The sequence below is a fragment of the Mycobacterium sp. HUMS_12744610 genome (assembly GCF_041206865.1).
GTDB classification, from domain to species: domain Bacteria; phylum Actinomycetota; class Actinomycetes; order Mycobacteriales; family Mycobacteriaceae; genus Mycobacterium; species Mycobacterium servetii.
Map to the genome: position 1 here is coordinate 5,449,170 of NZ_JBGEDP010000001.1, position 22,813 is coordinate 5,471,982.

At 71.0% G+C, this 22,813-nt stretch carries 21 protein-coding genes and 2 pseudogenes; 10 read left to right on the plus strand and 13 right to left on the minus strand.

Annotated elements, in window-relative coordinates; translation table 11 throughout:
- Window positions 1-9: 9 nt before the first annotated feature.
- Genes thiG through thiO form a run of 3 tightly spaced genes read right to left on the minus strand, consistent with a single transcriptional unit; the run spans window position 10 to window position 1,971 of the window.
- Window positions 10-768: a thiazole synthase gene (gene thiG / locus AB8998_RS26510; protein ID WP_369740897.1), complete on the minus strand. Its 759-nt coding sequence runs from the start codon at window positions 766-768 to the stop codon at window positions 10-12.
- Window positions 761-958, minus strand: coding sequence for a sulfur carrier protein ThiS (gene thiS, locus AB8998_RS26515; RefSeq protein WP_369740898.1), 198 nt, complete (start codon window positions 956-958; stop codon window positions 761-763). The genes thiG and thiS overlap by 8 nt, the downstream gene beginning before the upstream one ends.
- A complete protein-coding gene (thiO, locus tag AB8998_RS26520; RefSeq protein WP_369740899.1) occupies window positions 955-1,971 on the minus strand; it encodes a glycine oxidase ThiO in 1,017 nt (338 codons plus the stop codon). The genes thiS and thiO overlap by 4 nt, the downstream gene beginning before the upstream one ends.
- A gap of 155 nt (window positions 1,972-2,126) precedes the next feature.
- On the opposite strand from thiO, the gene thiE reads away from it, so the two are divergent.
- Entirely contained in the window at window positions 2,127-2,795 is a 669-nt protein-coding gene (gene thiE, locus AB8998_RS26525; protein ID WP_369740900.1) for a thiamine phosphate synthase, read from the plus strand.
- Here thiE and AB8998_RS26530 read toward each other — a convergent pair.
- On the minus strand, window positions 2,767-3,408 hold the full coding sequence (locus AB8998_RS26530) for an NUDIX hydrolase (RefSeq protein WP_369740901.1): 642 nt from the start codon (window positions 3,406-3,408) through the stop codon (window positions 2,767-2,769). The two genes, thiE and AB8998_RS26530, sit on opposite strands and share 29 nt — an antisense overlap.
- Window positions 3,409-3,533: 125 nt before the next feature.
- On the opposite strand from AB8998_RS26530, the gene glnX reads away from it, so the two are divergent.
- From glnX to AB8998_RS26555, 5 genes are all read left to right on the plus strand, one after another.
- Entirely contained in the window at window positions 3,534-4,853 is a 1,320-nt protein-coding gene (gene glnX, locus AB8998_RS26535; protein WP_369740902.1) for a protein kinase G-activating protein GlnX, read from the plus strand.
- Window positions 4,853-5,848 (plus strand): glutamate ABC transporter substrate-binding protein, encoded by a 996-nt coding sequence (locus AB8998_RS26540; RefSeq protein ID WP_369740903.1) that lies wholly within the window; start codon window positions 4,853-4,855, stop codon window positions 5,846-5,848. The genes glnX and AB8998_RS26540 overlap by 1 nt, the downstream gene beginning before the upstream one ends.
- Complete coding sequence (locus AB8998_RS26545) at window positions 5,848-8,148, plus strand: serine/threonine-protein kinase PknG (protein ID WP_369740904.1); 2,301 nt, start codon at window positions 5,848-5,850, stop codon at window positions 8,146-8,148. Before AB8998_RS26540 ends, AB8998_RS26545 begins: the two co-directional genes overlap by 1 nt.
- A gap of 79 nt (window positions 8,149-8,227) precedes the next feature.
- Window positions 8,228-9,541 carry a DUF1800 domain-containing protein gene (locus AB8998_RS26550; RefSeq protein WP_369740905.1) on the plus strand — a complete coding sequence of 438 codons (1,314 nt, stop codon included), beginning with the start codon at window positions 8,228-8,230 and terminating at the stop codon, window positions 9,539-9,541.
- Complete coding sequence (locus AB8998_RS26555) at window positions 9,538-10,713, plus strand: DUF1501 domain-containing protein (protein WP_369740906.1); 1,176 nt, start codon at window positions 9,538-9,540, stop codon at window positions 10,711-10,713. Before AB8998_RS26550 ends, AB8998_RS26555 begins: the two co-directional genes overlap by 4 nt.
- On the opposite strand, the gene AB8998_RS26560 is transcribed toward AB8998_RS26555, so the two are convergent.
- The 3 genes from AB8998_RS26560 to fgd are packed head-to-tail and all read right to left on the minus strand — an operon-like array spanning window position 10,708 to window position 14,948.
- Entirely contained in the window at window positions 10,708-11,856 is a 1,149-nt protein-coding gene (locus tag AB8998_RS26560) for an acetate kinase (protein ID WP_369740907.1), read from the minus strand. The two genes, AB8998_RS26555 and AB8998_RS26560, sit on opposite strands and share 6 nt — an antisense overlap.
- The gene (gene pta, locus AB8998_RS26565; RefSeq protein WP_369740908.1) at window positions 11,846-13,927 is read right to left on the minus strand and encodes a phosphate acetyltransferase; all 2,082 of its coding nucleotides are present in this window, start codon (window positions 13,925-13,927) and stop codon (window positions 11,846-11,848) included. Before pta ends, AB8998_RS26560 begins: the two co-directional genes overlap by 11 nt.
- Before the next feature lie 10 nt (window positions 13,928-13,937).
- A complete protein-coding gene (fgd, locus tag AB8998_RS26570; RefSeq protein WP_369740909.1) occupies window positions 13,938-14,948 on the minus strand; it encodes a glucose-6-phosphate dehydrogenase (coenzyme-F420) in 1,011 nt (336 codons plus the stop codon).
- Window positions 14,949-15,043: 95 nt separating this feature from the next.
- On the opposite strand from fgd, the gene AB8998_RS26575 reads away from it, so the two are divergent.
- Both AB8998_RS26575 and AB8998_RS26580 read left to right on the plus strand, forming a co-directional pair.
- Window positions 15,044-15,796, plus strand: coding sequence for an MBL fold metallo-hydrolase (locus tag AB8998_RS26575; protein WP_369740910.1), 753 nt, complete (start codon window positions 15,044-15,046; stop codon window positions 15,794-15,796).
- A gap of 94 nt (window positions 15,797-15,890) precedes the next feature.
- Window positions 15,891-16,415 (plus strand): NAD-dependent epimerase/dehydratase family protein, encoded by a 525-nt coding sequence (locus AB8998_RS26580; protein ID WP_369741786.1) that lies wholly within the window; start codon window positions 15,891-15,893, stop codon window positions 16,413-16,415.
- Here AB8998_RS26580 and AB8998_RS26585 read toward each other — a convergent pair.
- The 6 genes and pseudogenes from AB8998_RS26585 to AB8998_RS26610 all read right to left on the minus strand — a co-directional run.
- Window positions 16,376-16,537: pseudogene (locus AB8998_RS26585) on the minus strand (ABC transporter permease); the annotation flags it as partial. The gene AB8998_RS26580 and the pseudogene AB8998_RS26585 sit on opposite strands and share 40 nt — an antisense overlap.
- Window positions 16,525-16,812: a hypothetical protein gene (locus tag AB8998_RS26590; RefSeq protein WP_369740911.1), complete on the minus strand. Its 288-nt coding sequence runs from the start codon at window positions 16,810-16,812 to the stop codon at window positions 16,525-16,527. The gene AB8998_RS26590 and the pseudogene AB8998_RS26585, both read right to left, overlap by 13 nt.
- Window positions 16,813-16,988: 176 nt before the next feature.
- On the minus strand, window positions 16,989-17,480 hold the full coding sequence (locus AB8998_RS26595; RefSeq protein ID WP_369740912.1) for a GNAT family N-acetyltransferase: 492 nt from the start codon (window positions 17,478-17,480) through the stop codon (window positions 16,989-16,991).
- Between the two features lie 25 nt (window positions 17,481-17,505).
- Window positions 17,506-19,629, minus strand: coding sequence for an MMPL family transporter (locus AB8998_RS26600; protein ID WP_369741787.1), 2,124 nt, complete (start codon window positions 19,627-19,629; stop codon window positions 17,506-17,508).
- Between the two features lie 434 nt (window positions 19,630-20,063).
- Window positions 20,064-20,375 (minus strand): annotated as a pseudogene (locus AB8998_RS26605) (class I SAM-dependent methyltransferase); the annotation flags it as partial.
- Between the two features lie 46 nt (window positions 20,376-20,421).
- Window positions 20,422-20,784 (minus strand): DUF3054 domain-containing protein, encoded by a 363-nt coding sequence (locus AB8998_RS26610; RefSeq protein ID WP_369740913.1) that lies wholly within the window; start codon window positions 20,782-20,784, stop codon window positions 20,422-20,424.
- Between the two features lie 69 nt (window positions 20,785-20,853).
- Here AB8998_RS26610 and AB8998_RS26615 point away from each other — a divergent pair, with 69 nt between their 5' ends.
- Together AB8998_RS26615 and AB8998_RS26620 are read left to right on the plus strand one after the other, a co-directional pair.
- The gene (locus AB8998_RS26615; protein WP_369740914.1) at window positions 20,854-21,600 is read left to right on the plus strand and encodes an SDR family NAD(P)-dependent oxidoreductase; all 747 of its coding nucleotides are present in this window, start codon (window positions 20,854-20,856) and stop codon (window positions 21,598-21,600) included.
- A gap of 16 nt (window positions 21,601-21,616) precedes the next feature.
- A complete protein-coding gene (locus AB8998_RS26620) occupies window positions 21,617-22,801 on the plus strand; it encodes an acyl-CoA dehydrogenase family protein (protein ID WP_369740915.1) in 1,185 nt (394 codons plus the stop codon).
- Window positions 22,802-22,813: the final 12 nt, after the last annotated feature.

The window sequence follows — 22,813 nt, forward strand, 5'->3', positions numbered from 1 at the left end:
CCACGACCGTCATCGCTCCGGCGACGACGCCTGCGCCCAGAACCGCTTGGGGATCCGACCCGCGCGCCGGGCCAGGTGGCCGGCGGTGACGGCGGCGGCCATCGCGGCGGCCATGGCCGGCGGATCGGCGGCCCGGGTCACGGCCGTGGCCAACAGCACGGCGTCGCAACCCAGTTCCATCGCCAGCGCGGCGTCGCTGGCCGTGCCGATGCCGGCGTCGAGCACCACCGGCACGCCGGCCCGGGCGACGATCATCTCGATGTTGTGCGGGTTGCCGATGCCCAGGCCCGTCCCGATCGGCGAGCCCAGGGGCATCACCGCCGCGCACCCGGTGTCCTCCAGCCGGCGCGCCAGGGCCGGGTCGTCGTTGGTGTAGGGCAGGACGACGAATCCATCGTCGACCAGTTGCTCCGCGGCCCGGACCAATTCGAGCGCGTCGGGGAGCAGGGTGCGTTCGTCGGCGATCACCTCGAGCTTGACCCAGTTGGTGTCGAGCGCCTCGCGGGCCAGCTGCGCGGTGAGCACGGCCTCGGCCGCGCTGCGGCAGCCCGCGGTGTTGGGCAGCGGCGTGATGCCGAGCCGGTTGAGCAGGTCCAGCAGTCCGGTGCGCCCCTCGGCGTCGACACGGCGGATCGCGACGGTGGTCAGCTCGGTGCCCGAGGCGACCAGCGCCTCTTCGAGCACCGCGAGGTTGGCCGCGCCGCCGGTGCCCATGATGAGCCGCGAGGCGAAGCTGCGGTCGGCGATCGTCAGTTTCGAGTCAGCCACCCTGCACCGCCGTCACGACCTCGATCCGCGCGCCGTCGAAAAGCGTTGTCGCCCAGTCCGAACGCGGCAACAACGACGAGTCCAGGGCTACCGCCACGCCGCGGTCCGGCAACCCCAGCGACTCCAGCAGCCCGGCGACCGTCGTATGCTCGCCGACCTCGACCTCTTCCTCGTTGACCACGACGATCATCGCTGCGCCCCGACCGGCTCGAGCTCGGCGAGGATGTGTTCGGCGGTCCACGGCGCCAACAGGAAGCCCGACCGCCCGTGACCGGCGGCCACCAGCGTGCGCGCGTCCAGCCGTCCCACGAGCGGCAGGTTGTCGGGCGTCATCGGGCGCAGGCCCGCGGCGCACTCGGCCAGCTCGTACTCGCCCAGCGCGGGCAGCACCGCGCACGCGTCGTCGAGCAGGTCACGCACCCCGGACACCACCGGGGCGGTGTCGTGACCGTGTTCGTACTGGGTGGCCCCGACGACCACCCCGTCGTGACGCGGCACCAGGTACACCTGCCGCCCGTGCACACGGGCCCGAATCACCCTCTGCGGCACCGGCATACACCCCTTTCTCCAGCGCAGACGCAGCACCTCGCCCTTCACCGGGCGCACCGGCAGGCCGGGCCACAGCGCGGGCGCGTCCACGCCGTTGGCGATCACCACCGCGTCGCCGCCGGCTCCGGACAATTCGCTCACCGGCGGGGCCCAGCGCACCCCGAGGCGCTCGCAGTCCGCGCCCAGCGCGTCGAGCACGCCCCGGTTGTCCACCGCCAGCTCGGTGGGCGCCCGGAATCCGTGCCGGATGCCCTGCGCCAGCAGGGGTTCGACGTCACGGGCCGCCGACTCCCAGATCACGGGATGGCCCTGCGCGGAGAGCCAGTCGGCCACGGTGCGCAGGTCCGCGACGTCGGCCCGGTCGACGGCGACCACCAGCGACTCGCGCGCGGTGACCACCTCGGGCGGCAGGCCGTCCAGGAACCCGCCCTCGCGCCACAGCCGCAGCGACTCCAGGCCCAGGTGCAGCAACCGCTCCTCGCCGGGCCAGCCCTCGCTGTGCGGGGCCAGCATCCCGCCGGCCACCCAGGAGGCGCCCCGGTCCCCGGTGCGGTGCACCCGCACCGACCAGCCGGCGCGCGCCGCCGCGCGTGCCACCGCAAGCCCGATGACGCCGCCGCCGATGACGGCCAGCGACCGCGAATCTGGCGGCATGTTCGGCCTCCCTATCGCCGGCATTACCCGGATCAGGTGTGACGGTAAGGGCAGATCCGGTCCTCCCGGCTGTGCCCACTCTCAGCCCCGCAGCTACCCGGGGCTCCCGTGTTGTGTATTTCCCGGGTTCCACGCTAGCGCGCTAGCGTCGCGGTGTGCAGACACGCGTCTCCGCTCTGGCCGCAGCGCGGCTCTACCTGTGCACCGACGCCCGCCGCGAGCGCGGCGACCTGGCCCAGTTCGCCGACGCCGCCCTGGCCGGTGGGGTCGACGTCATCCAGCTGCGCGACAAAGGATCGGCCGGGGAGCAGCGGTTCGGGCCGCTGGAGGCGCGCGACGAGCTGGCCGCCCTCGAGATCCTCGCCGACGCGGCGCTCCGACACGGCGCCCTGTTCGCGGTCAACGACCGCGCCGACATCGCCCGCGCGGCCGGCGCCGACGTGCTGCATCTGGGGCAGGGCGACCTGCCGCTGGAGGTGGCGCGCGACTTCGTCGGGCCGGACATGCTGATCGGCCTGTCCACCCACGACCCCGACCAGCTCGCCGCCGCCCACGGCGCGGCCGATTACTTCTGCGTCGGGCCCTGCTGGCCCACCCCCACCAAGCCGGGCCGCGCGGCGCCGGGCCTGCGGCTGGTAAGCGCCGCCGCCCGGCTGCGCACCGACAAGCCGTGGTTCGCGATCGGCGGCATCGACGCGCAGCGCCTGCCCGACGTGCTCGCCGCCGGCGCCCGCCGCGTCGTGGTGGTGCGCGCGATCACCGCGGCCCAGGATCCCCGGGCGGCGGCGCAACGGCTCAAGTCGGCGCTTGCAGCAGCGAGCTGATCCGGCGGCTCAGCGGCGAGGGCGCCTGGTCCTCCCGAAGCGGGGGGCCGGGCATGCACCACACGAACGCCTCGTCGTCGATCCGCAGGGTGCGCGGCAGGTGGTGCCGTCGCTCGTCGCCGGCCTCCAGCGGGACCAGCGCCGGTTCGGTGCGCAGCCGGTGCCAGCTGGCGGCGAAACCGGGGTGCAGCGGCAGTGCGGCCACTTCGTCCTCGGCGACCCAGCGCATCTCGGTGCTTTCCATGTTCGGCTCGGTGTGCAGCAACTCCCCGGCGTCGGCGACCACGGTGGTGTAGCTCCAGCGGGTGCCGGCGATCCCCGACACCTCGGCGGTGACCACCGTCGCCCGCACGACCAGCAGCTCGACGTGCAGGCCGGCTTCTTCGTGCGCCTCTCGCACGGCCGTCTGCTCCGGGCTCTCGTGGCTGTCGCGGGCGCCGCCCGGCAAGCCCCAGGTGCCACCCTGATGGCTCCACACCGCCCGGTGCTGCAGCAGCACCGCCGGGGTGCCGTCGGGCCGCGGGGCCCGCAGCAACAGACCGGCCGCGCCGTACCGGCCCCAGTAGTGAGCGCCGTTCTCGGATATCACCCACCCGTCGCCGTCGCCGTGCACGCGTTCAGAATAGGCGCGGGTCATTTGCATCGGCCTCCCACATCATCGGGAACATCCTCTTAGAATTCGCTTATAGAAGTTGGTGCCGTGAATCCCCGAGGCCGAGAGACGAGGTCTGCACACACGTGACGGTTGAGCTGGCCCACCCGACGACCGAGCCCCAGGGATCCCGGTCGCCGGTCGAACCGGCCCACCCGCGCTGGTGGTTCATCTCGACGACGCCCGGCCGCATCCTGACGCTGGGGATCGTCCTGGCGACCCTGGGCGGCCTGACGGCCTTCGCCACGTCGACGACGATCAACCACCGCCAGCAGGTGCTGACGACGGTGCTCAACCACACCGAGCCGCTGTCGTTCGCCGCCGGACGGCTCTACACCACGCTGTCGGTGGCCGACGCCGCGGCGGCCACCGCCTTCATCGCCGAAGCGGAACCACGTCCGGTCCGCGAGCGCTACGAGCAGGCCATCACCGACGCCACCGTCGCCGTGACCAGGGCGTCGAGCGGGCTGACCGACGAACCGCTGGTGCAGCTGCTGGGCCGGATCAACGCCGAGCTGGCCGTGTACACCGGGCTGATCGAGATCGCGCGCACCAACAACCGGGAGGGCAATCCGGTGGGGTCGTCCTACCTGTCCGAGGCGTCGGGGCTGATGCAGGCGACGATCCTGCCGGACGCGGCGCGGCTCTACGAGGCGACCTCGGACCGGGTGGACGCCGAAACGACCGCCTCCACCCAGATCCCGGCCCCGGTGATCCTCGTTGTCGGCACCACGGTGGCCTTCGGCGCGTTCGCCCACCGCTGGCTGGCCCGGCGCACCCGGCGCCGGATCAACCCGGGGCTGATCGTGGGTGGGCTGGCTATCCTCGTCATGGTGGTGTGGGTCGGGACGGCGTTGACCATCTCCACGACCGCCAGCCGCAGCGCCAAGGACACGGCCGCCGACTCGCTCAAGACCATGACCAAGGTCGAGATCACCGCGCAACAGGCGCGCGCCGACGAGACGCTGTCGCTGATCCGGCGCGGCGACGAGGACCTGCGCAAGCAGTCCTTCTATCACCGCATCGACGCGATGCACCGGCAGCTCGAGCAGTACATGTCCCGTAGCGACGCCGTCGACAAGCCCGACCTGCAGGGCGCCGATCAGCTGCTGGTGCGCTGGCGGCAGGCCAACGACCGGATGAACTCCTACATCTCGGTGGGCAACTACCGGGCCGCCACCCAGGTCGCGCTCGGCGGCGGGGAGAACGACGCCACTCCCGCCTTCGACCAGCTCGAGGACCAGTTGGTCAAGGCCATGGATCAGGGCCGCAGCCGCCTGCGCAACGACGTCCTCAACGCCCGCAGCGGGCTGTCGGGTGCCCAGGTCGGCGGCGTGGTGCTCAGCCTCGGGGCCGCCGTCGCGGTCGCCCTCGGCCTGTGGCCGCGGCTGAAAGAATACCGCTGATGGGCCGCCCGGGAACGGTCCGCCGGCTCCGGCGGGGGTCCGCCCTGCTCGCCGTGTTCGTGCTGGCGCTGCTGCTGGCCGCCTGCGGGCACACGGAGTCGCTGACGTCGACCTCGATGCTGACGCTGCCGCCGCCCACCCCGGTCGGCATGCGGCAGCTGCCGCCGGAGCCGCCGCTGCCCCGGGAGGACGCCACGCAGGGCTGCGACGCCACCGCCAGCCTGCGTCCGTTCCCCACCAAGGCCGAGGCCGACGCGGCGGTCAGCGACATCCGCGCCCGCGGCCGGCTGATCGTCGGGCTCGACATCGGCAGCAACCTGTTCAGCTTCCGCGACCCGATCACCGGCGAGATCACCGGATTCGACGTCGACATCGCCGGCGAGATCGCCCGGGACATCTTCGGCGCGCCCTCGCACGTGGAGTACCGGATCCTGTCGTCGGAGGAGCGCATCACCGCGCTGCAGAAATCGGAGGTCGACGTGGTCGTAAAGACGATGACCATCACCTGCGAACGACGCAAGCTGGTCAATTTCTCGACGGTCTACCTCGACGCCTACCAGCGCATCCTCGCGCCGCGGGATTCGCCGATCGTCAAGCCGCCCGATCTGTCCGGCAAGCGGGTCTGCGTGGCCCGCGGCACCACGTCGCTGCACCGCATCCGGCAGATCGTGCCGCCGCCGGTTATCGTGTCGGTGGTGAACTGGGCCGACTGCCTGGTGGCGATGCAACAGCGGCAGATCGACGCTGTCAGCACCGACGACTCGATTCTGGCCGGACTGGTCGAGGAAGACCCCTACCTGCACATCGTGGGGCCGAACATGGCCACCCAGCCCTACGGCGTCGGGATCAACCTGAACAACACTCCGCTGGTCCGGTTCGTCAACGGCACGCTGGAACGCATCCGCCGGGACGGCACGTGGAACACGTTGTACCGCAAGTGGTTGACGGTCCTCGGGCCCGCGCCCGCCCCGCCCACGCCGAGGTACGTGGACTGATGGCCGAATCGGACAAGAAGCCCGACGACTCCCCGGAGCGCGGGGACCCCGACGTCGAGGACGCCGGCCCCGGCACCCAGCGGGCCGACGTGCTCACCACCACGGGGTCGGCGCGGGTCCAGGCCACCCAGGCGCTGTTCCGCCCCGACTTCGACGATGACGACGACGACCTGCCGCACATCTCCCTCGGCAGCCTGGGCTCCGAGGCGCACGAACGGACCGCGGCCACGCGGGTCGTCCCGCCCGTCCGCCGGCTCGGCGGTGGCCTCGTCGAGATCCCCCGGGGGCGCGACATCGATCCGCTCGAAGCCCTGATGACCAATCCGGTGGTGCCGGAGTCCAAGCGCTTCTGCTGGAACTGCGGCAGGCCGGTCGGGCGCTCCACCGAGGAGGGCAAAGGGGAGTCGGAGGGCTGGTGCCCGGCCTGCGGCAGCCCGTTCTCCTTCCTGCCCCAGCTCAATCCCGGCGACATCGTGGCCGGCCAGTACGAGGTCAAGGGCTGCATCGCGCACGGCGGTCTGGGCTGGGTGTACCTGGCGTTCGACCACAACGTCAACGACCGTCCGGTGGTACTCAAAGGCCTGGTGCACTCCGGCGACGCCGAGGCGCAGGCGATCGCGATGGCCGAACGGCAGTTCCTCGCCGAGGTCGTGCACCCGCAGATCGTGCAGATCTTCAACTTCGTCGAGCACAAGGACTCCCACGGCGATCCGGTCGGCTACATCGTCATGGAGTACATCGGCGGGCAGTCCCTCAAGCAGCACCCCAGGGACGGGAAGGCCGACAAGCTGCCCGTCGCCGAGGCCATCGCCTACCTGCTGGAGATCCTGCCCGCGCTGAGCTACCTGCATTCGATCGGCCTGGTCTACAACGACCTGAAGCCCGAGAACATCATGCTCACCGAGGACCAGCTCAAGCTGATCGACCTGGGGGCGGTGTCGCGGGTCAACTCGTTCGGCTACCTCTACGGCACCCCGGGCTTCCAGGCACCGGAGATCGTGCGGACCGGCCCCACGGTGGCCACCGACATCTACACGGTCGGGCGCACGCTGGCGGCGCTCACCCTGAACCTGCGCACCCGCAACGGCCGCTACGTGGACGGGCTGCCCAACGACGACCCGGTGCTGGCCACCCACGACTCGTTCGGCCGGCTGCTGCGCCGCGCCACCGACCCCGACCCGCGGCGCCGCTTCGTCAGCGCCGAGGAGATGTCCGCGCAGCTGATGGGCGTGCTGCGGGAGGTGGTGTCCAGGGAGAGCGGGGTGCCGCGGCCCGGGCTGTCGACGATCTTCTCCCCCAACCGCTCGACGTTCGGGGTCGAGTTGCTCGTCGCCCACACCGACGTCTACCTGGACGGCCAGGTCCACTCGGAGCGGCTGACCGCCCGCGAGATCGTGACCGCGATGGCGGTGCCGCTGGTCAATCCCGCCGACGTCGCCGCCCCGGTGCTGCAGGCGACGGTGCTCTCCCAGCCGGTCCAGACGCTGGACTCGCTGCGTGCGGCCCGCCACGGGTCGCTGAGCGCCGACGACGTCGAACTGTCCGAATCGATCGAGTTGCCGCTGATGGAGGTCCGCGCGCTGCTTGACCTCGGCGACGTGGCCAAGGCCACCCGCAAGCTCGACGACCTGGCCGAACGGGTCGGCTGGCAGTGGCGGCTGGTGTGGTACCGGGCCGTGGCCGAACTGCTCACCGCCGACTACGACGCCGCCACCGAGCATTTCACCGAGGTGCTCGACACCTTTCCCGGCGAGCTGGCGCCCAAGCTGGCCCTGGCGGCGACCGCCGAACTCGCCGGCAACACCGATGAGCACAAGTTCTACGAGACGGTGTGGAAGACCAACGACGGCGTGATCTCGGCGGCGTTCGGATGGGCCCGCGCCCTGTCGGCCCAGGGCGACCGAGCGGGCGCGGTGCGCACCCTCGACGAGGTGCCCGCGACCTCGCGGCACTTCACCACCGCACGCCTGACCAGCGCGGTCACCCTGATGTCGGGCAGGTCGACGGGCGAGATCACCGAGGAGGAGATCCGCGACGCCGCCCGGCGGGTCGAGGCGCTGCCCCCCACCGAACCGCGGGTGCTGCAGATCCGCGCCCTGGTGCTCGGCGGAGCGCTGGACTGGCTGGCCGACAACGAGGCCAGCACCAACCACATCCTGGGCTACCCGTTCACCGAACACGGGCTGCGGCTGGGCGTCGAGGCCGCGCTGCGCAACCTGGCCCGCGTCGCCCCGACCCAGCGGCACCGCTACACGCTGGTCGACATGGCCAACACCGTGCGGCCAACCAGCACGTTCTAGGGGCCGGGGCCTTTCCGCCGCCTCGCGCGACTTCGCTTCTCCACAGCGAAAACATAGGTAGCCGCCGCACAGTTGAGTGATGCCGGGGCAGTCCAGCCAGTGGGTCACCACGGCCCGCGCGCTGCGCCGGGCCGGTTTCGGAGTCACCGGTCCGGAGGTCGACGCCGCGCTGAACGGCGATTGGCCGTCCTGCGTCGACGCGATGCTGGCCGGCAACCCCGACGCCGACCCGGGCGCCTTCGCCACCCCTATGCCGTCCCCGACCGCGCCGCGCCCACCGGGCAATCGGGCGACCCGGGCGGCGCACAAGCAGTACAACCGTCAGTTGTCCGAACAACAGCGCGTCCTGTCCCAGTGGTGGCTGCGCCGCATGGTCACCGTGGCACATCCCGTGCACGAGAAGTTGACCCTCTTGTGGCACAACCACTTTGCCACCTCGGCGCAGAAGGTGCGGGTCGCAGCGCTGATGGCGGCGCAGAATCAGAAGCTGCGCACCCTGTCGCTGGGCGATTTCCGCACCCTGGCCCTCACGATGCTGACCGATGCCGCGATGTTGCGCTGGCTGGACGGGCAGACCAACACCGCCCGGGCCCCCAACGAGAACCTCGCCCGCGAGTTCATGGAGCTCTTCGCCCTCGGGCACGGCAACGGCTACACCGAGGACGACGTCCGCGCCGGCGCCCGGGCGCTGACGGGCTGGGTGATCGGCCCCGGTGGCCGGGCCGCGATGCTGCCCAAACGCCATGATTCGGGCGCCAAGACGTTGTTCGGCGTCACCCGCGACTTCGACGCGGCCGGGTTCTGCGACGCCGTGCTCGCCCAGCCGAAGTCGGCCGGGTACGTGGCCGGACGGCTGTGGCGGCAGATGGCCTCCGACGACCCGCCGACGCCCCCGACGCTCGACCGGCTCCTCGCCGCCTACGGGCCGCGGCGCGATCTGCGTGCGCTGACACGGGCGATCCTCACCGACCCCGACGTGACCGGCGGCCGGGCCGTCAGGGTCAATGCCCCGGTCGAGTGGCTGGTCGGGGTGCTGCGCGCCCTGCGCGTTCCCCTCGACGAACGCGAATTGAAGACGGCCGACGCGACGCTGCGGGCCCTGGGCCAGCGGCCGTTCTACCCGCCCAGCGTCGGCGGGTGGCCCCGCGGCGAGGCGTGGCTGTCCACCGCCACCGCCTCGGCGCGGCTGCGCGCGGCCGCGCGGATGGCGCACACCGGCGACCTGTCCGGCATCGAAAGCGCGGGCCCCGGCGACCGCATCGACGCGGTCGGCTACCTGATCGGCGTCGGCACCTGGTCGGATCGCAGCGCCGGCGCCCTGCGGACACTGGCGCGAAGGCCGCCCCAGCTGGTGGCGGCCGCCGTCAACACCCCCGAGTACCTCACGTCATGAGCCGGATGAATCGCCGCAGGTTCCTGATCGCCGGCGCGGGCGCCGGGGCGGCCGGCCTGCTGTCGGGGGCGGTGGCCGTCGAGTGGCCCGACCTGATGCGCGCGGCCGTCGACCGGCCGCTGGCCGAGAACTCCGGCGTGCTGGTGATCGTCACGCTCTACGGCGGCAACGACGGCATCAACACCCTGATCCCCTACGCGGACAACGCCTATCACGATGCCCGCCCGGAACTGGCGTACGACCCCGGCGACGTCTTGCACCTCGACGGGCAACTCGGGCTCAACCCCGCTCTGCGGGGCCTGGCCGGGCTGTGGCGCCGGCGCCGCCTTGCCATCGTCCGCGGTGTGGGGTACCCGCACCCCGACCGCAGCCACTTCCGGTCCATGGACATCTGGCAGACCGCGTCCCCGGCCGAGCCCGTCGCGACCGGCTGGATCGGCCGCTGGCTCGACGCGACCGGTGACGACCCGCTGCGGGCGGTCAACATCGGCCCCGTGCTGCCGCCGCTGGCTGTCGGCGAAAAGCGCACGGCGGCTGCGCTTTCCCCCGGCCACGCCGCGGGCATGCGCGACTTCGGCCCCGTCATGGAGGCCCTGGGCGCCGACGATCCCGGTGACACCCCCGCGATGGCCGCCGTGTGCCGGGCCTATCGCGCCGCGCACACCGCCGAGAAGTCCTTCGCTTCGGTCAAACCGGCCGGGCGCGGGCATAACCCGCTCGCCGAGCAGCTGCACACGGTGGCCGGCGCCGTGCGGGCCCGCGTCCCGACGCGGGTGTACACGGTGCAGTTGGGCGGTTTCGACACCCACGCCGACGAGCGTGGCACCCAGCAGCGCCTGTTGCGGACACTCGACGAGGCGGTGACCGGCTTCCTCTCGGACATGGCCGACCGCAACGTGGTCGTGCTGGCCTACTCGGAGTTCGGCCGCCGGGTGCGCGCCAACGCCTCCCACGGCACCGACCACGGCACCGCCGGCCCCGTGTTCGTTGCCGGCGCGCAGGTCAGGGGCGGCTTTTACGGCGCGGAACCCAGCCTGACGGACCTCGACCACGGGGACCTGAAGTTCACCACCGACTTTCGCGACGTGTACTTCGAATTGCTTTCGCGCACCGTGGGAACCGACCCCACTCCCGCTGTGGGGGCCGGCCGCACCGCCCTGGGCTTCCTATAGGACGCTCAGGCAGTCGTGCGCGATGGCCAGCTCCTCGTCGGTCGGGATCACCAGCACCGCGATCGGCGAGTCGTCGGCGGAGACGAGTCGCGGGCCGTCGCTCGCGGCGGAGTTGCGCCGCTCGTCGACCACGATGCCCAGTTCCCGCATACCGGCCAGCGCGTCGCGGCGCACCGCGGCGTCGTTCTCGCCGATACCCGCGGTGAAGGTGACCACGTCGGTGTGCCCGAGCACCGCCAGGTAGGCGCCGACGTACTTGCGCAACCGATGGATGAACACATCGTAGGCCAATCGGGCTGCGCCGTCGCCGGATTCGATCATCTCCCCGATCCGGCGGAAGTCACGTTCACCGGCCAGGCCCAGCATCCCCGACCTGTGGTTGAGCATCGACTCGATCTCCTCGACGCTCAGCTGCGCGGCTCGCGCCAGGTAGCTGAAGACGCCGGGATCGATGTCGCCGCTGCGCGTGCCCATCACCAGGCCCTCCAGCGGGGTCAGGCCCATCGAGGTGTCCACGGGCCGGCCCCCCATGATCGCCGACGCCGACGCGCCGTTACCCAGATGCAGCACAATCTGATTCAGCTCCCCGACCGGCCGGCCCAGAAACTGCGCGGCACGCCCGCTGACGAAGTGGTGCGACGTGCCATGGAACCCGTAGCGGCGGATCTCCCAGGTCTGCGCCAGCTCGCGGTCGATCGCGTAGGTCGCCGCGGCCGCCGGCAGCTCGTGGAAGAACGCGGTGTCGAACACCGCGACGTGTGGGACGTCGGGCAACAGCCGGCGGGCCACCTCGATCCCCTGGATCGCGGGCGGGTTGTGCAGCGGCGCCAGCGGGGACAGCTCATCCAGTTGCGCGATCACCGCGTCGTCGAGGACCGTGGGTCGGTAGAACGTGTTGCCGCCGTGCACGACCCGGTGCCCGACGGCCGAGAGCCCGCACGCGCGCAGGTCGATGCCGTCGGAGGCCAGCGTGTCGAAAGCGCGGCGCAGGGCCGCGTCGTGGTCGGGGACCGCAGAGGAGGGCTCGCCGATCCGCTGCACATGGCCCGACGCGCGGGCCACTCCCGAGTCGGGGTCGAGCAGACGATATTTCAGCGACGAGGAGCCGGAATTGATCACCAGCACGAGGCGGTTACCGCTCATGGGCACCCTGCGCCTGGATCGCGGTGATGGCGACGGTGTTCACAATGTCCTCGATCAGCGCGCCCCGGGATAGGTCGTTGACCGGTTTGCGCAACCCCTGCAGAACGGGGCCGATCGCGATCGCCCCCGCGCTGCGCTGCACCGCCTTGTAGGTGTTGTTGCCGGTGTTGAGGTCCGGGAAGATCAGCACTGTCGCCCGGCCGGCCACCGCCGAATCGCGCAGCTTGGTCGCGGCCACCGAGGGTTCCACCGCGGCGTCGTACTGGATCGGCCCCTCGACGGGCAACTCGGGTTCCCGGGACCGCACCAACTGCGTTGCTGCCCTGACTTTTTCGACGTCCGCCCCAGCGCCCGAATCGCCGGTGGAGTACGACAGCATCGCCACCCGCGGCTCGACGCCGAAGCGCGCGGCGGTGCGCGCCGAGCTGATCGCGATGTCGGCCAGCTGTTCGGGCGTCGGGTTGGGGACGATCGCGCAGTCGCCGTAGGCCAGCACCCGGTCGGGCAGGCACATGAAGAAGACGCTGGAGACGACGGAGACGTCCGGAACGGTCTTGATCACCTCCAGCGCCGGGCGGACGGTGTGCGCCGTGGTGTGCGCAGCGCCGGAAACCATGCCATCGACCATATCGTTGTATACCATCATGGTACCGAAATACGTGGCGTCGCGCATGATCTCGCGCGCCTGCTCCACCGTGATTCCCTTGGCCTTGCGCAACTCGGCGTACTGCTCGGCGAATCGTTGACGCAGGTCGCTGGTGCGCGGATCGATGACCCGCGTCTCGTCCAGGTTCACACCCAGTTCGGCGCAGCGGTGCCGGATCTGGGCCTCGTCGCCCAGCAGGGTCAGGTCGGCGACACCGCGCTGCAGCAGCCGCCCGGCCGAGGAGAGGATGCGGTCGTCGTCGCCCTCGGGCAGCACGATGCGCTTGCGATCCGAACGCGCCTGCAGCGTCAGCCGGTGAATGAACATCTGGGGTGTGGTCACCGTGGGAATCGGAATAGCAAGCTGCGCAAGAAGATCAGGGATATCTACGTAGCGATCCATCAACTGCAGCGCGGTGTCGATCTTGCGTTGGGCGGTTGCGGTGACCCGGCCCCGGGCCGAGGCCGCCGCGCTGGCGGCGTCGTAGGTGCCCAGCGCCGTGGCGATGATCGGGAGCCGCAGCCGCAGCCCCGCGACCAGGGCCGCGATGGCGGGATGCAACGGGAATCCGCCATTGAGCACCAGGCACGACAACGACGGAAAACCTTGGGCGGCATGCGCGCTGGCGACGGCGAGCACCACGTCCGAACGGTCGCCGGGGGTGATGACCGCCATGCCGTCGCGCAGCCGTTCCAGCACGTGGTCGGCAGTCATCCCGGCGACCATCACGGCGGTGACCTCCCGCTCGCGCAGCGACTCCTCGCCGCTGACCGGGGTCCCGGCCACGGCGCGCTCGAGTTCGGCCACGGTTGGCGCCGACAGCAGGGGTTCCTCGGGCAACACGTAGCTGCGCTGGGCGAAGGCCTGCAGCGCCTCGGCCACCGCGGCGAGTTCCATCGGCTCACACCGGTTGGCCACCACTGCGGCGGCGTGGGCGCGCTGAGCGGAGAGTTCGGCCAGCGAGACCTCGACGACGCGGGCGACCTCGTCGGGGGTGCGGCCCCTGCCGCTGACGGCCAGCAGCACCGGTGCGCCGAGGTTGACCGCGATGCGGGCGTTGACCGAGAGCTCCGCGGGTCTGGTGACGTCGGTGTAGTCGCTGCCCACGATGACCACCACGTCGCAGGCCTGGGCTATCGCCTGGTAGGCGTCGACGATGTCCGCGATGGCGGCGTCGCTGTCGGCGTGCAGCCGCTGGTAGGTGACGCCGACGCACTGCTCGTAGGACAGGCCCGCGGTGGTGTGCCCCAGCAGCAGCTCCAGGATGTAGTCGCGATGTTCGTTGCGGCGCGTGATCGGCCGGAAGACGCCGACTTTGGCGACGCTCGCGGTCAAACCGTGCAGCAGCCCGAGCGCGATCGTCGACTTTCCGGTCTCCGGCTCGGGCGCGGCGATGTAGATCGCTGTCGTGGACCCGGCGGCCATCCACCCGCCTTCAGCCCAGCCGCCGCAGCCGCGGCGCGAGATCCTTCTCGAACAGCTCCAGGAAGCGGCGCTGGTCGTGGCCGGGGGCGTGGAACACCAGGTGGTTCAGGCCCCAGCCGACGTAGTCCTTGACCTTCTCGACGGCCTCGTCGGGGTCCGAGGCAACGATCCAGCGCTTGGCGACCTGCTCGATCGGCAGCGCGTCGGCGGCCTTCTCCATCTCGATCGGGTCGTCGATGCTGTGCTTCTGCTCGGCGGTCAGCGACAGCGGCGCCCAGAACCTGGTGTTCTCCAGCGCCAGCTCGGGATCGGTGTCGTAGGAGATCTTGATCTCGATCATCTTGTCGATGTCGTCGAGGTTGCGCCCGGCCGCCGCCGCGCCGTCGGCCACCGCGGGCATCAGCTTGTCCTTGTAGAGCTCCTCGCCCTTGCCGGAGGTGCAGATGAAGCCGTCGCCGGCGCGTCCGGCGTATTTGGCGACCGCCGGGCCGCCAGCGGCGACGTAGATCGGCACACCACCCTCGGGCACGTCGTAGATGGAGGCGCCCTTGAGCCGGTAGTACTCGCCGTCGAAGTCGACGCGGTCGCCACGCCACAGCTCGCGCATCAGCCGCACCGATTCGCGCAGCCGGGCGAACCGCTCCTTGAACTCCGGCCACTCGCCGGAGTACCCGGTCGCGATCTCGTTGAGCGCCTCCCCGGTGCCCACGCCGAGGAAGACGCGGCCGGGGTACAGGCACGCCATGGTGGCGAACGCCTGCGCGATGACGGCCGGATTATAGCGGAAGGTCGGGGTGAGCACCGAGGTGCCCAGCTGGATGCGCCGGGTGCGTTCGCCCACCGCGGTCATCCAGGCCAGCGAGAACGGGGCGTGCCCGCCCTCGTGCCGCCAGGGCTGGAAGTGGTCGCTGACGCTGGCGCTGTCCATGCCGTGGTCCTCGGCGGCGACGGCCAGCTCTACGAGCTCGCGCGGTGCGAATTGTTCGGCGGACGCTTTGTATCCCAGTTTCAGTTCGGCCACCAGTTCTTTCTACTCCTCCTGGCTTGGTCGCGACCCGCTGCGCCCGGCTTCGCCGCGCTTGCGATCGCTCCTGGCCTGCTGCCTACACTCGCGGCATGGGACCGGCCCCGACCCTTGTTCAGGTCACCGACACCGTTCACCTCGCCCGGGGCGAGGCCGTCAACTGGACCCTGGTCTCCGACGACACCGGGGTCATGCTGATCGACGCCGGCTACCCCGGGGATCGGCAGGACGTGCTGGCCTCGCTGCGGCAGCTTGGCTACGAGGCCGGCGACGTGCGCGCCATCCTGCTGACGCACGCGCACATCGACCACCTGGGCTCGGCGATCTGGTTCGCCAACGAGCACCGGACCCCGGTGTACTGCCATGCCGACGAGGTGGGCCACGCCAAGCGGGAGCACCTGGAGCAGGCTTCGGTTTTCGATGTCGCCCTGCGGGTTTGGCGGCCGCGGTGGGCGGTGTGGGGTCTGCACGTGGTGCGCAGCGGCGGCCTCATCCGCGACGGCATCCCGTCGGCGCGGCCACTGACCGCCGAGGCGGCCGCGGGGCTGCCCGGCCACCCGACGGCCATCCCCACCCACGGGCACACCAGCGGGCACTGTTCCTACCTTGTCGGCGGCGCCCTGGTCAGCGGCGACGCGCTGGTCACCGGCCACCCGCTGCTGCGTGACAGCGGCCCCCAGCTGCTGCCGGCGGTGTTCAGCCACAGCCAGCGGGACTGCCTGCGCAGCCTGGAGGCGTTGGCGCTGCTCGACACCGAGGTGCTGGTGCCCGGTCACGGCGACGTGTGGCGCGGCCCGATCCGGGAGGCCACCGGGCGGGCGGCCGCCCTGGCCCGCGACAGCTGACGCACCCGCGCGTCGCGCGGTGACGTAAACCGCAATGACCTTGGCCCCGAGGGGTCATGCGGCGTCGACCCTGTCCTTGGACGGAAAAAGCCAGATGGCACACGCTGTGGTAGCCGGAGCTAGCGGCCTGCTGGGCGCCAACCTCACCGCCGAACTGATCGCGCAGGGGCACACCGTCACCGCGACGCGACGCGCGAGCACCGACACCGGATCCCTCGCCGATCTCCCGGTCACCTGGGTCTGCGCCGACCTGGGTTCGGTCGCCGAGCTGAGCGATGTGTTCGCCGGGGCCGACGTCGTGTTCCACTGCGCGGCATACGTTTCGACCAGGAGCAGGGTCACGCCGGCGATCTCGGCCGTCACCGTGGGCGCCATGCGGGCCGTGGTGGAGGCCGCGATCGCCGCCGGCACGCCGCGGCTCGTCCACACCGCGACCGCGAACACCATCGGAACCCACACCCGGCGGCACGCCCGCCGACGAGCAGACCCCGTGGGAGGGGTCACCACCACGAGCATCGGAAGCAGCGGGCCGATCAGCACGGCCGGCAGACCACCCAGCATCGCGGCGGCCAACGCGACGAGCACCGCCTGCAGTACGAGCCCGGCGAGCACCGAATAAGTGCCCACGCCAAGAGCTTTGAACACCGCGAAGTCGCGGGTGCGCTCCAGCGCGGACAGATAGATCAGCGATCCGACGATCGACGTGGCCACCGCCCACAGCAGAATCGTCAGGTACCGCATCGCCAGACGGGCCACGTGCAGCGGGTCACGAACGCATTGGGCTGGCCGGCAAGCGTGGTCGACTTGTTGACCAACCCGACGACGCGCAGTAGCTGGGAGCCCATCTCGACGTTGTCGCCGACGGAGCGCCGCAGCGTCGTCGACACGGCGACCTCACCGAGGCTCACCGGTGCCCGACCCGCCGCGGTCGGCGGCATGCCCTGCTCGGGCACACCGTAGACGTTGCCGTTCTCCGGTGAGCGGGCATCCTGCAGGATGATGTTGCTGTAGATCACCGGGATCGCCGATTCGCCTCCGGAAATCTCAATGAACCGACGAACGGACCTACCGCGCCCGCCTTGATGAGGTAGGTGTCGATGCCCATCGAATCGACCTCCGAAGTACCCTCCCAGCAACAATTACCATGTCAGGGCGGGTCTCGTAGAGGCGAAAGGCCTTGATCGGCAGTGACCTACGCCCGCCTTACGTCGGGCGCCAGCATCTTCTCGAACGCGATCGGGCGGAACGGGCCCCAGGACGGGAGCGGATCGGCGGGCACCCGGGTGTAGCCGGTGGCGTCGTAGAGCGCCTCGGCCTCGGGTTGGCGATTGCCGGTGATCAGGTACAGCCGCCGGTATCCGCGCGCGGCGGTCTCGGCTTCCAGCGCCGCGAGCAGGGCCCGCGCATACCCCCGGCGCCGATGCGCGCGGTCGGTCCAGATCCGTTTGAGTTCGGCGGTGTCGGCGTCGTAGCGGCGGAAGGCGCCGCCGGTGACCGGAACACCGTCCAGCACGCCGATCAGCAGGGCTCCGTCCGGTGACACCAGTTCGCCGGGCGGGACGGGCAACCAGGCCAGGTGCGTGCTGGGCGTGCCGCCGTAGCGCTGCGCGTACTCGACGGCCAGTTCGGCCAGCAACGGCTGCGCGAGCGGGTCATCCTGGGCGACGGAGACGAACCGAAGCATCGGGTAAGCCTCTCACGCGCGGCCCTCAGCCGGTCGCGACCGGGGCGGGCGCCGACACCGCCGCTTCGCCGCCCACGAGCCGACGATGCAGCCGCGCCAGTGGCCGGGGCGCCCACCAGTTCAGGCCACCGAACACGTGCATGAAGGCCGGGACCAGCAGCATCCGCACCAACGTGGCGTCCACGACGATCGCGATCGTCAGCCCGACCCCGAACATCCGCATGAACGAGACCTCGGCCGAGAGCAGGGCGGCGAACGAAATCGACATCAACAGCGCCGCGGCGGTGATCACCCGGCCCGTGCGGGCGACGCCCAGCGCGATGCTCGTGGCGTTGTCGGCGCGGGTCCGCGGCGAGGCCATCCAGTACTCGCGGATGCGGGCGATCAGGAAAACCTCGTAGTCCATGGACAATCCGAAAGCGATGCAGAACATCAGCACCGGGATGTTGACCACCAGGGTGCCGGTCGGGGTGGTGCCCAACGCCCCCAGATGCCCGTCCTGGAAGATCCACACCAGTGCGCCGAACGCCGCCGTCAGCGACAGGATGTTGAGCAGCACCGCCTTGATCGGCAGGACTACGCTGCCGGTGAGCACGAACAGCAACGCGAGCGTGACGACCGCGATGCAACCGAACACCAACGGCACCAGCGAGACGATGGCATCCACGCTGTCGCGATTGGTCTGCGCCATCCCGGTCATCTGCACCGCCCGCCGGCCCGGCGGCGCCACCGCGTGCAGGCGGTCCAACTGTTCCTCGGATGCCGGGGAATACAAGGGGGCGGTGCCGTCGACCGTGAGGTAGGCGCTACCGTCGGCGATCACGGGCGGCGAGACCGCCGACACGTCGGGTACGCGCGAGAGCCGCGCGGCGTACGCGTCGAGATCGGGCATCGTCAAGCCGGCGATCGACGGGATCACGACCGTCACCCTGGTCTCGGAGTTCGCGGCGAATTCGCTGCGCATCTGATCGCTGACGGCCCGCGCGGTCGCCGACGCCGGCAGCACCCGGTCGTCGGGGTACCCCCATCGGACGCCGAGGAAGGGGGTGCCGAGCACGAGCAGCAGGGCGATGATGGCCAGGCCCACCGGGATCGCCCGCCGCATGGCCAGATTCGCGATCCGATACCACAAGCTCCGCTCGACGGGCCCCGGCTGCGGTTCGGGGCGCCCCAACAGCCGGCGACCCGCTCGCCAGACGTTCAGCGCGTCGATCCGGTCGCCCAGCAACACCAACACGGCCGGGGCCACGGCGACGGCCGCCAAGGCTGAAAGCGCCACCACCGCGACGCCGGCGTAGGCGAACGACTTCATGAACGGCATCGGGAACAACACCATCGCGGCCAGCGACAGGGCCACCGTCGTCGCGGAGAACAGCACCGTGCGCCCCGCGCTGGCCATGGTGTTCCGCAGGGCCCGCTCGCGCGGGGTTCCACGGTCCAGCTCCTCGCGATAGCGGCTGATGATCAGCAGCGTGTAGTCGATCGCCAACGCCAGCCCCAGCGCGGCCGCCACGTTCAGGGCGAAGACCGACACGTCGGTCACCAGCGCGAGGGCGCGCAGCGCCGCGAGCGAACCCAGGATCGCGAATCCGCTCACGGCCAGCGGCACGGCCGCGGCCAGCAGCCCGCCGAAAACCCACACCAACGCCAGGAAGCTCAGCGGAATCGCGATGACTTCCATTCGCACCAGGTCTTTTTCGGTCTGGCGGTTGACCTCCGCGTAGACGATCGCCGTGCCGCCCGCCCGCACCCGCACGCCGTCGCGCTCGCGCGTCAGGCGGTCCGCCAGCGCCTGCGCGTGCCGGGGAGCCTCCGTTTCGCCGCCTTTGAGTTCGGCGATGATCAGCGCGGACTTCCCGTCGGCGCTGATCAGGCCCGGCGCCGGCCGCGGCGAGTCCCAGGGGGAAGCCACCCGCGCCACGCACGGCGACGCCGCGAGCTGGCGGACGATGTCGATGCCGACCAGCTTGCCCGGGCCGGCCCGGACGCCGCCGTCCGCGCTGACCAGCAGCGCCATGTCCAACCCGCCCTGGCCGAACTTCTCCGCGAGCAGCGCGGTGGCACGGGCGGATTCGGATTCCGGATCCGCGAACCCGCCCGCGGACAGGCTCCGCACGGCGGGAAGACCAAAGGCTCCCGCGGCGATCATGAACAGGATCGCGAGCGCGACGACCCGTCGCGGCGCGGCGACGGCGATCCGGGTCACGTCCAGCGTTCCCGCTGGTTGAGCGCGATGTCGTCCAACGGCTCTCGCGCGCAGTCGACGCGGTCGCTGATCATGCATTCGATCTCCTCGGTCGCGCCCGTGGCGATGGTCAAAGTTCGCCAGCGCTCGAGCGCGGACAGGCGAGCCGAGCCCAGATTTTCAGATTATTAACCATTAAGTTACTGAAGTAAACCCTGGATCCGGTGGTCCGCCGTGAGCGCTAACGCCGCGTCGCGGTGACGAACCCCGGGAACAGTGCCGTATCGTCCAGCCCGCCGCGCCACAGTTCGGTCATCCCCATGTCGGCGAACAGCGCGGCGACGTCGCGTTCGACGGTGAGCCGGCCGTGCCCGGCCAACTGCTCCGGGACATATCGGCTTGGCGCAAATCCCGCGCAGCACCGCGGACTTGAAGTCGAGCACCTCGGGCCGATCGACCTCGTAAACCGTCGTCTCCCGCGGCAACCACAACCGGTAGGCCCGCGTGTCGAGCCCGCAACCCAGGATCACCACCTGGCGGATGCCGTCCCGGCCGGCGGCGGCGAGAAACTCGTCCAGGAACCGGGTCTGGGCCGCGAGCATGTCGATGAGTTCGGTCGTGATCGGGGTGTCGGCGTCGTCGTCGGCGTAGAGGTGGTCCTCGGCGCACACCGCCCGGGCGACCGCACCGAAGGTCGCCGTCACGCCCACGCCCGTGGAGGGATCCCGGCTGTCGTCGTGGGGGCGTTGGATCGGGTCAGGCGCCCGAGCGGCGCCGCCGGGCCAGCTCCATGGCAGCCCGCCAGCCGAGCAACAACACCGCGGTGACCGTGGAGGCGACCACCACGAAGCTCGCCGCCACCCCCGCCGAGGTGGCCTTGCGCAACACCATGCCGACTACCACGGTCGACAGCCACACCACCACCCCGGTGGGGACCACCGCCGTGGGCCGCCGCCAGCCGCGCGCCGCCACCCAGCCGATCAGAGTCCCGGAAAGGAACGGCCACGCCGTGGTGGCCACGCCGCTCACGGTGATGCCCTCGTCGTGGCTGCGGCGCCCGACGGCGCAGAACACCAGCACCCCGACGACGTCTACGACCAGGTACGCCAGCCGTCGCATGCGGCGAGGATACCGGGCGGCGCCGGCGCCCTTGACCCCGCGGGCACGGTGAACCTAGATTCGTCGGCAATGAACAGCCATTCACAGAGCGGGCTCGCGGTGGTGACGGGCGCCGGATCGGGCATCGGCCGGGCGATCGCGCTGGCCTTCGCCGCCCGGGGCCACCGCGTCGTCGCCGCCGACCTCGACGAGGCGGCCGCCGCGGCCACCGCCGCGCAGCAACCCGACCTGGTCACCGCACTGCCGGTCGACGTCGCCGACCCCGCGCGGGTCGACACGCTGCGCGACCGGACCCACAGCGAAGCCGGCGTGCCCAGCATCGTCGTCAACGCCGCCGGCTGGGACCGCACCGATCAATTCCTCAATGCCACACCGGAATTCGCGGCCAAGGTGGTGGCCATCAACTACCTGGGACCGGTGCACGTGTGCTCGGCGTTCCTGCCGGGCATGATCGAGGCGGGCTCGGGCGGGCGCGTCGTCAACGTGGCCAGCGACGCCGGCCGCGTCGGCAGCGCGGGCGAGTCGATCTACGCCGGCGCCAAGGGCGGGGTGATCGCGCTGACGAAGTCGCTGGCCCGCGAGATGGCCCGCCACCAGATCACGGTGAACTGCGTGTGCCCCGGCCCCACCGACACCCCGTTGTTCCACGCGCAACCCGAGAAGCTCAAAGAGGCATTGGTCAAGGCGATCCCGTTTCGCCGCCTGGCGCGGCCCGACGAGGTCGCCGCACCGGTGCTGTTCTTCGCCTCCGAGGCGGCGTCGTTCATCACCGGACAGGTGATCAGCGTGAGCGGTGGACTGACGATGGCCGGCTAGTGGCAGGCTGAGTCCCATGAGCACCCAGACCCCGCCCCCCTTCGACCGCGACGACCCGCTGTCCCTGAACGCGTCGCTGTCCAGCGATGAGATCGCCGTGCGCGACACCGTCCGCCAATTCTGCGCCGAGCACATCCTCCCCCACATCGGGGAGTGGTTCGAGATCGGCGACCTCCCGGTCCGCCAACTGGCAAAGCAGTTCGGCGAACTCGGCCTGCTGGGAATGCACCTGCACGGCTACGGGTGCGGCGGGGCCTCGGCCGTGCACTACGGCCTGGCCTGCACCGAGCTCGAAGCAGCCGACTCCGGCGTGCGGTCGATGGTGTCGGTGCAGGGTTCGCTGGCGATGTTCGCGATCTGGAAGTTCGGATCCGAGGAGCAGAAGCAGCAGTGGCTGCCCGGCATGGCCGCCGGCGAGCTGCTCGGCTGCTTCGGGCTGACCGAGCCCGACGCCGGGTCCGATCCGGCGGCGATGAAAACCCGTGCGCACCAAGACGGTTCGGATTGGGTGCTCAACGGCCGCAAGATGTGGATCACCAACGGCTCGGTGGCCGACGTCGCGGTCGTGTGGGCCGCCACCGCCGAGGGGATCCGGGGCTTCGTCGTGCCCACGGACACCCCGGGGTTCGCCGCCAACACCATCCACCACAAGCTGTCGCTGCGGGCGTCGATCACCAGCGAGCTCGTGCTCGACGACGTCCGGTTGCCCGCCGAGGCGATGCTGCCCGAGGCCAAGGGACTGCGCGGCCCACTGTCGTGCCTGTCCGAGGCGCGCTACGGCATCATCTGGGGGTCGATGGGGGCGGCACGCTCGGCGTGGCAGGCGGCCCTCGATTACGCCACGCAGCGCACCCAATTCGGCCGCCCCATCGCCGGATTCCAGCTCACCCAGGCCAAGCTCGCCGACATGGCGCTCGAGCTGCACAAGGGTCAGCTGCTCTCGCTGCACCTGGGCCGGCTGAAGGACGGTGCCGGGCTGCGCCCCGAGCAGGTCAGCTTCGGCAAGCTCAACAACACCCGCGAGGCGATCAAGATCTGCCGCACCGCCCGAACCATCTTGGGCGGCAACGGGATATCGCTGGAATACCCGGTCATCCGGCACATGGTCAACCTCGAATCGGTGCTGACCTACGAGGGCACCGCCGAGATGCACCAGCTCGTCCTGGGCCAGGCCTTCACCGGCACCGACGCCTTCCGCTGACTCCGAGGACCC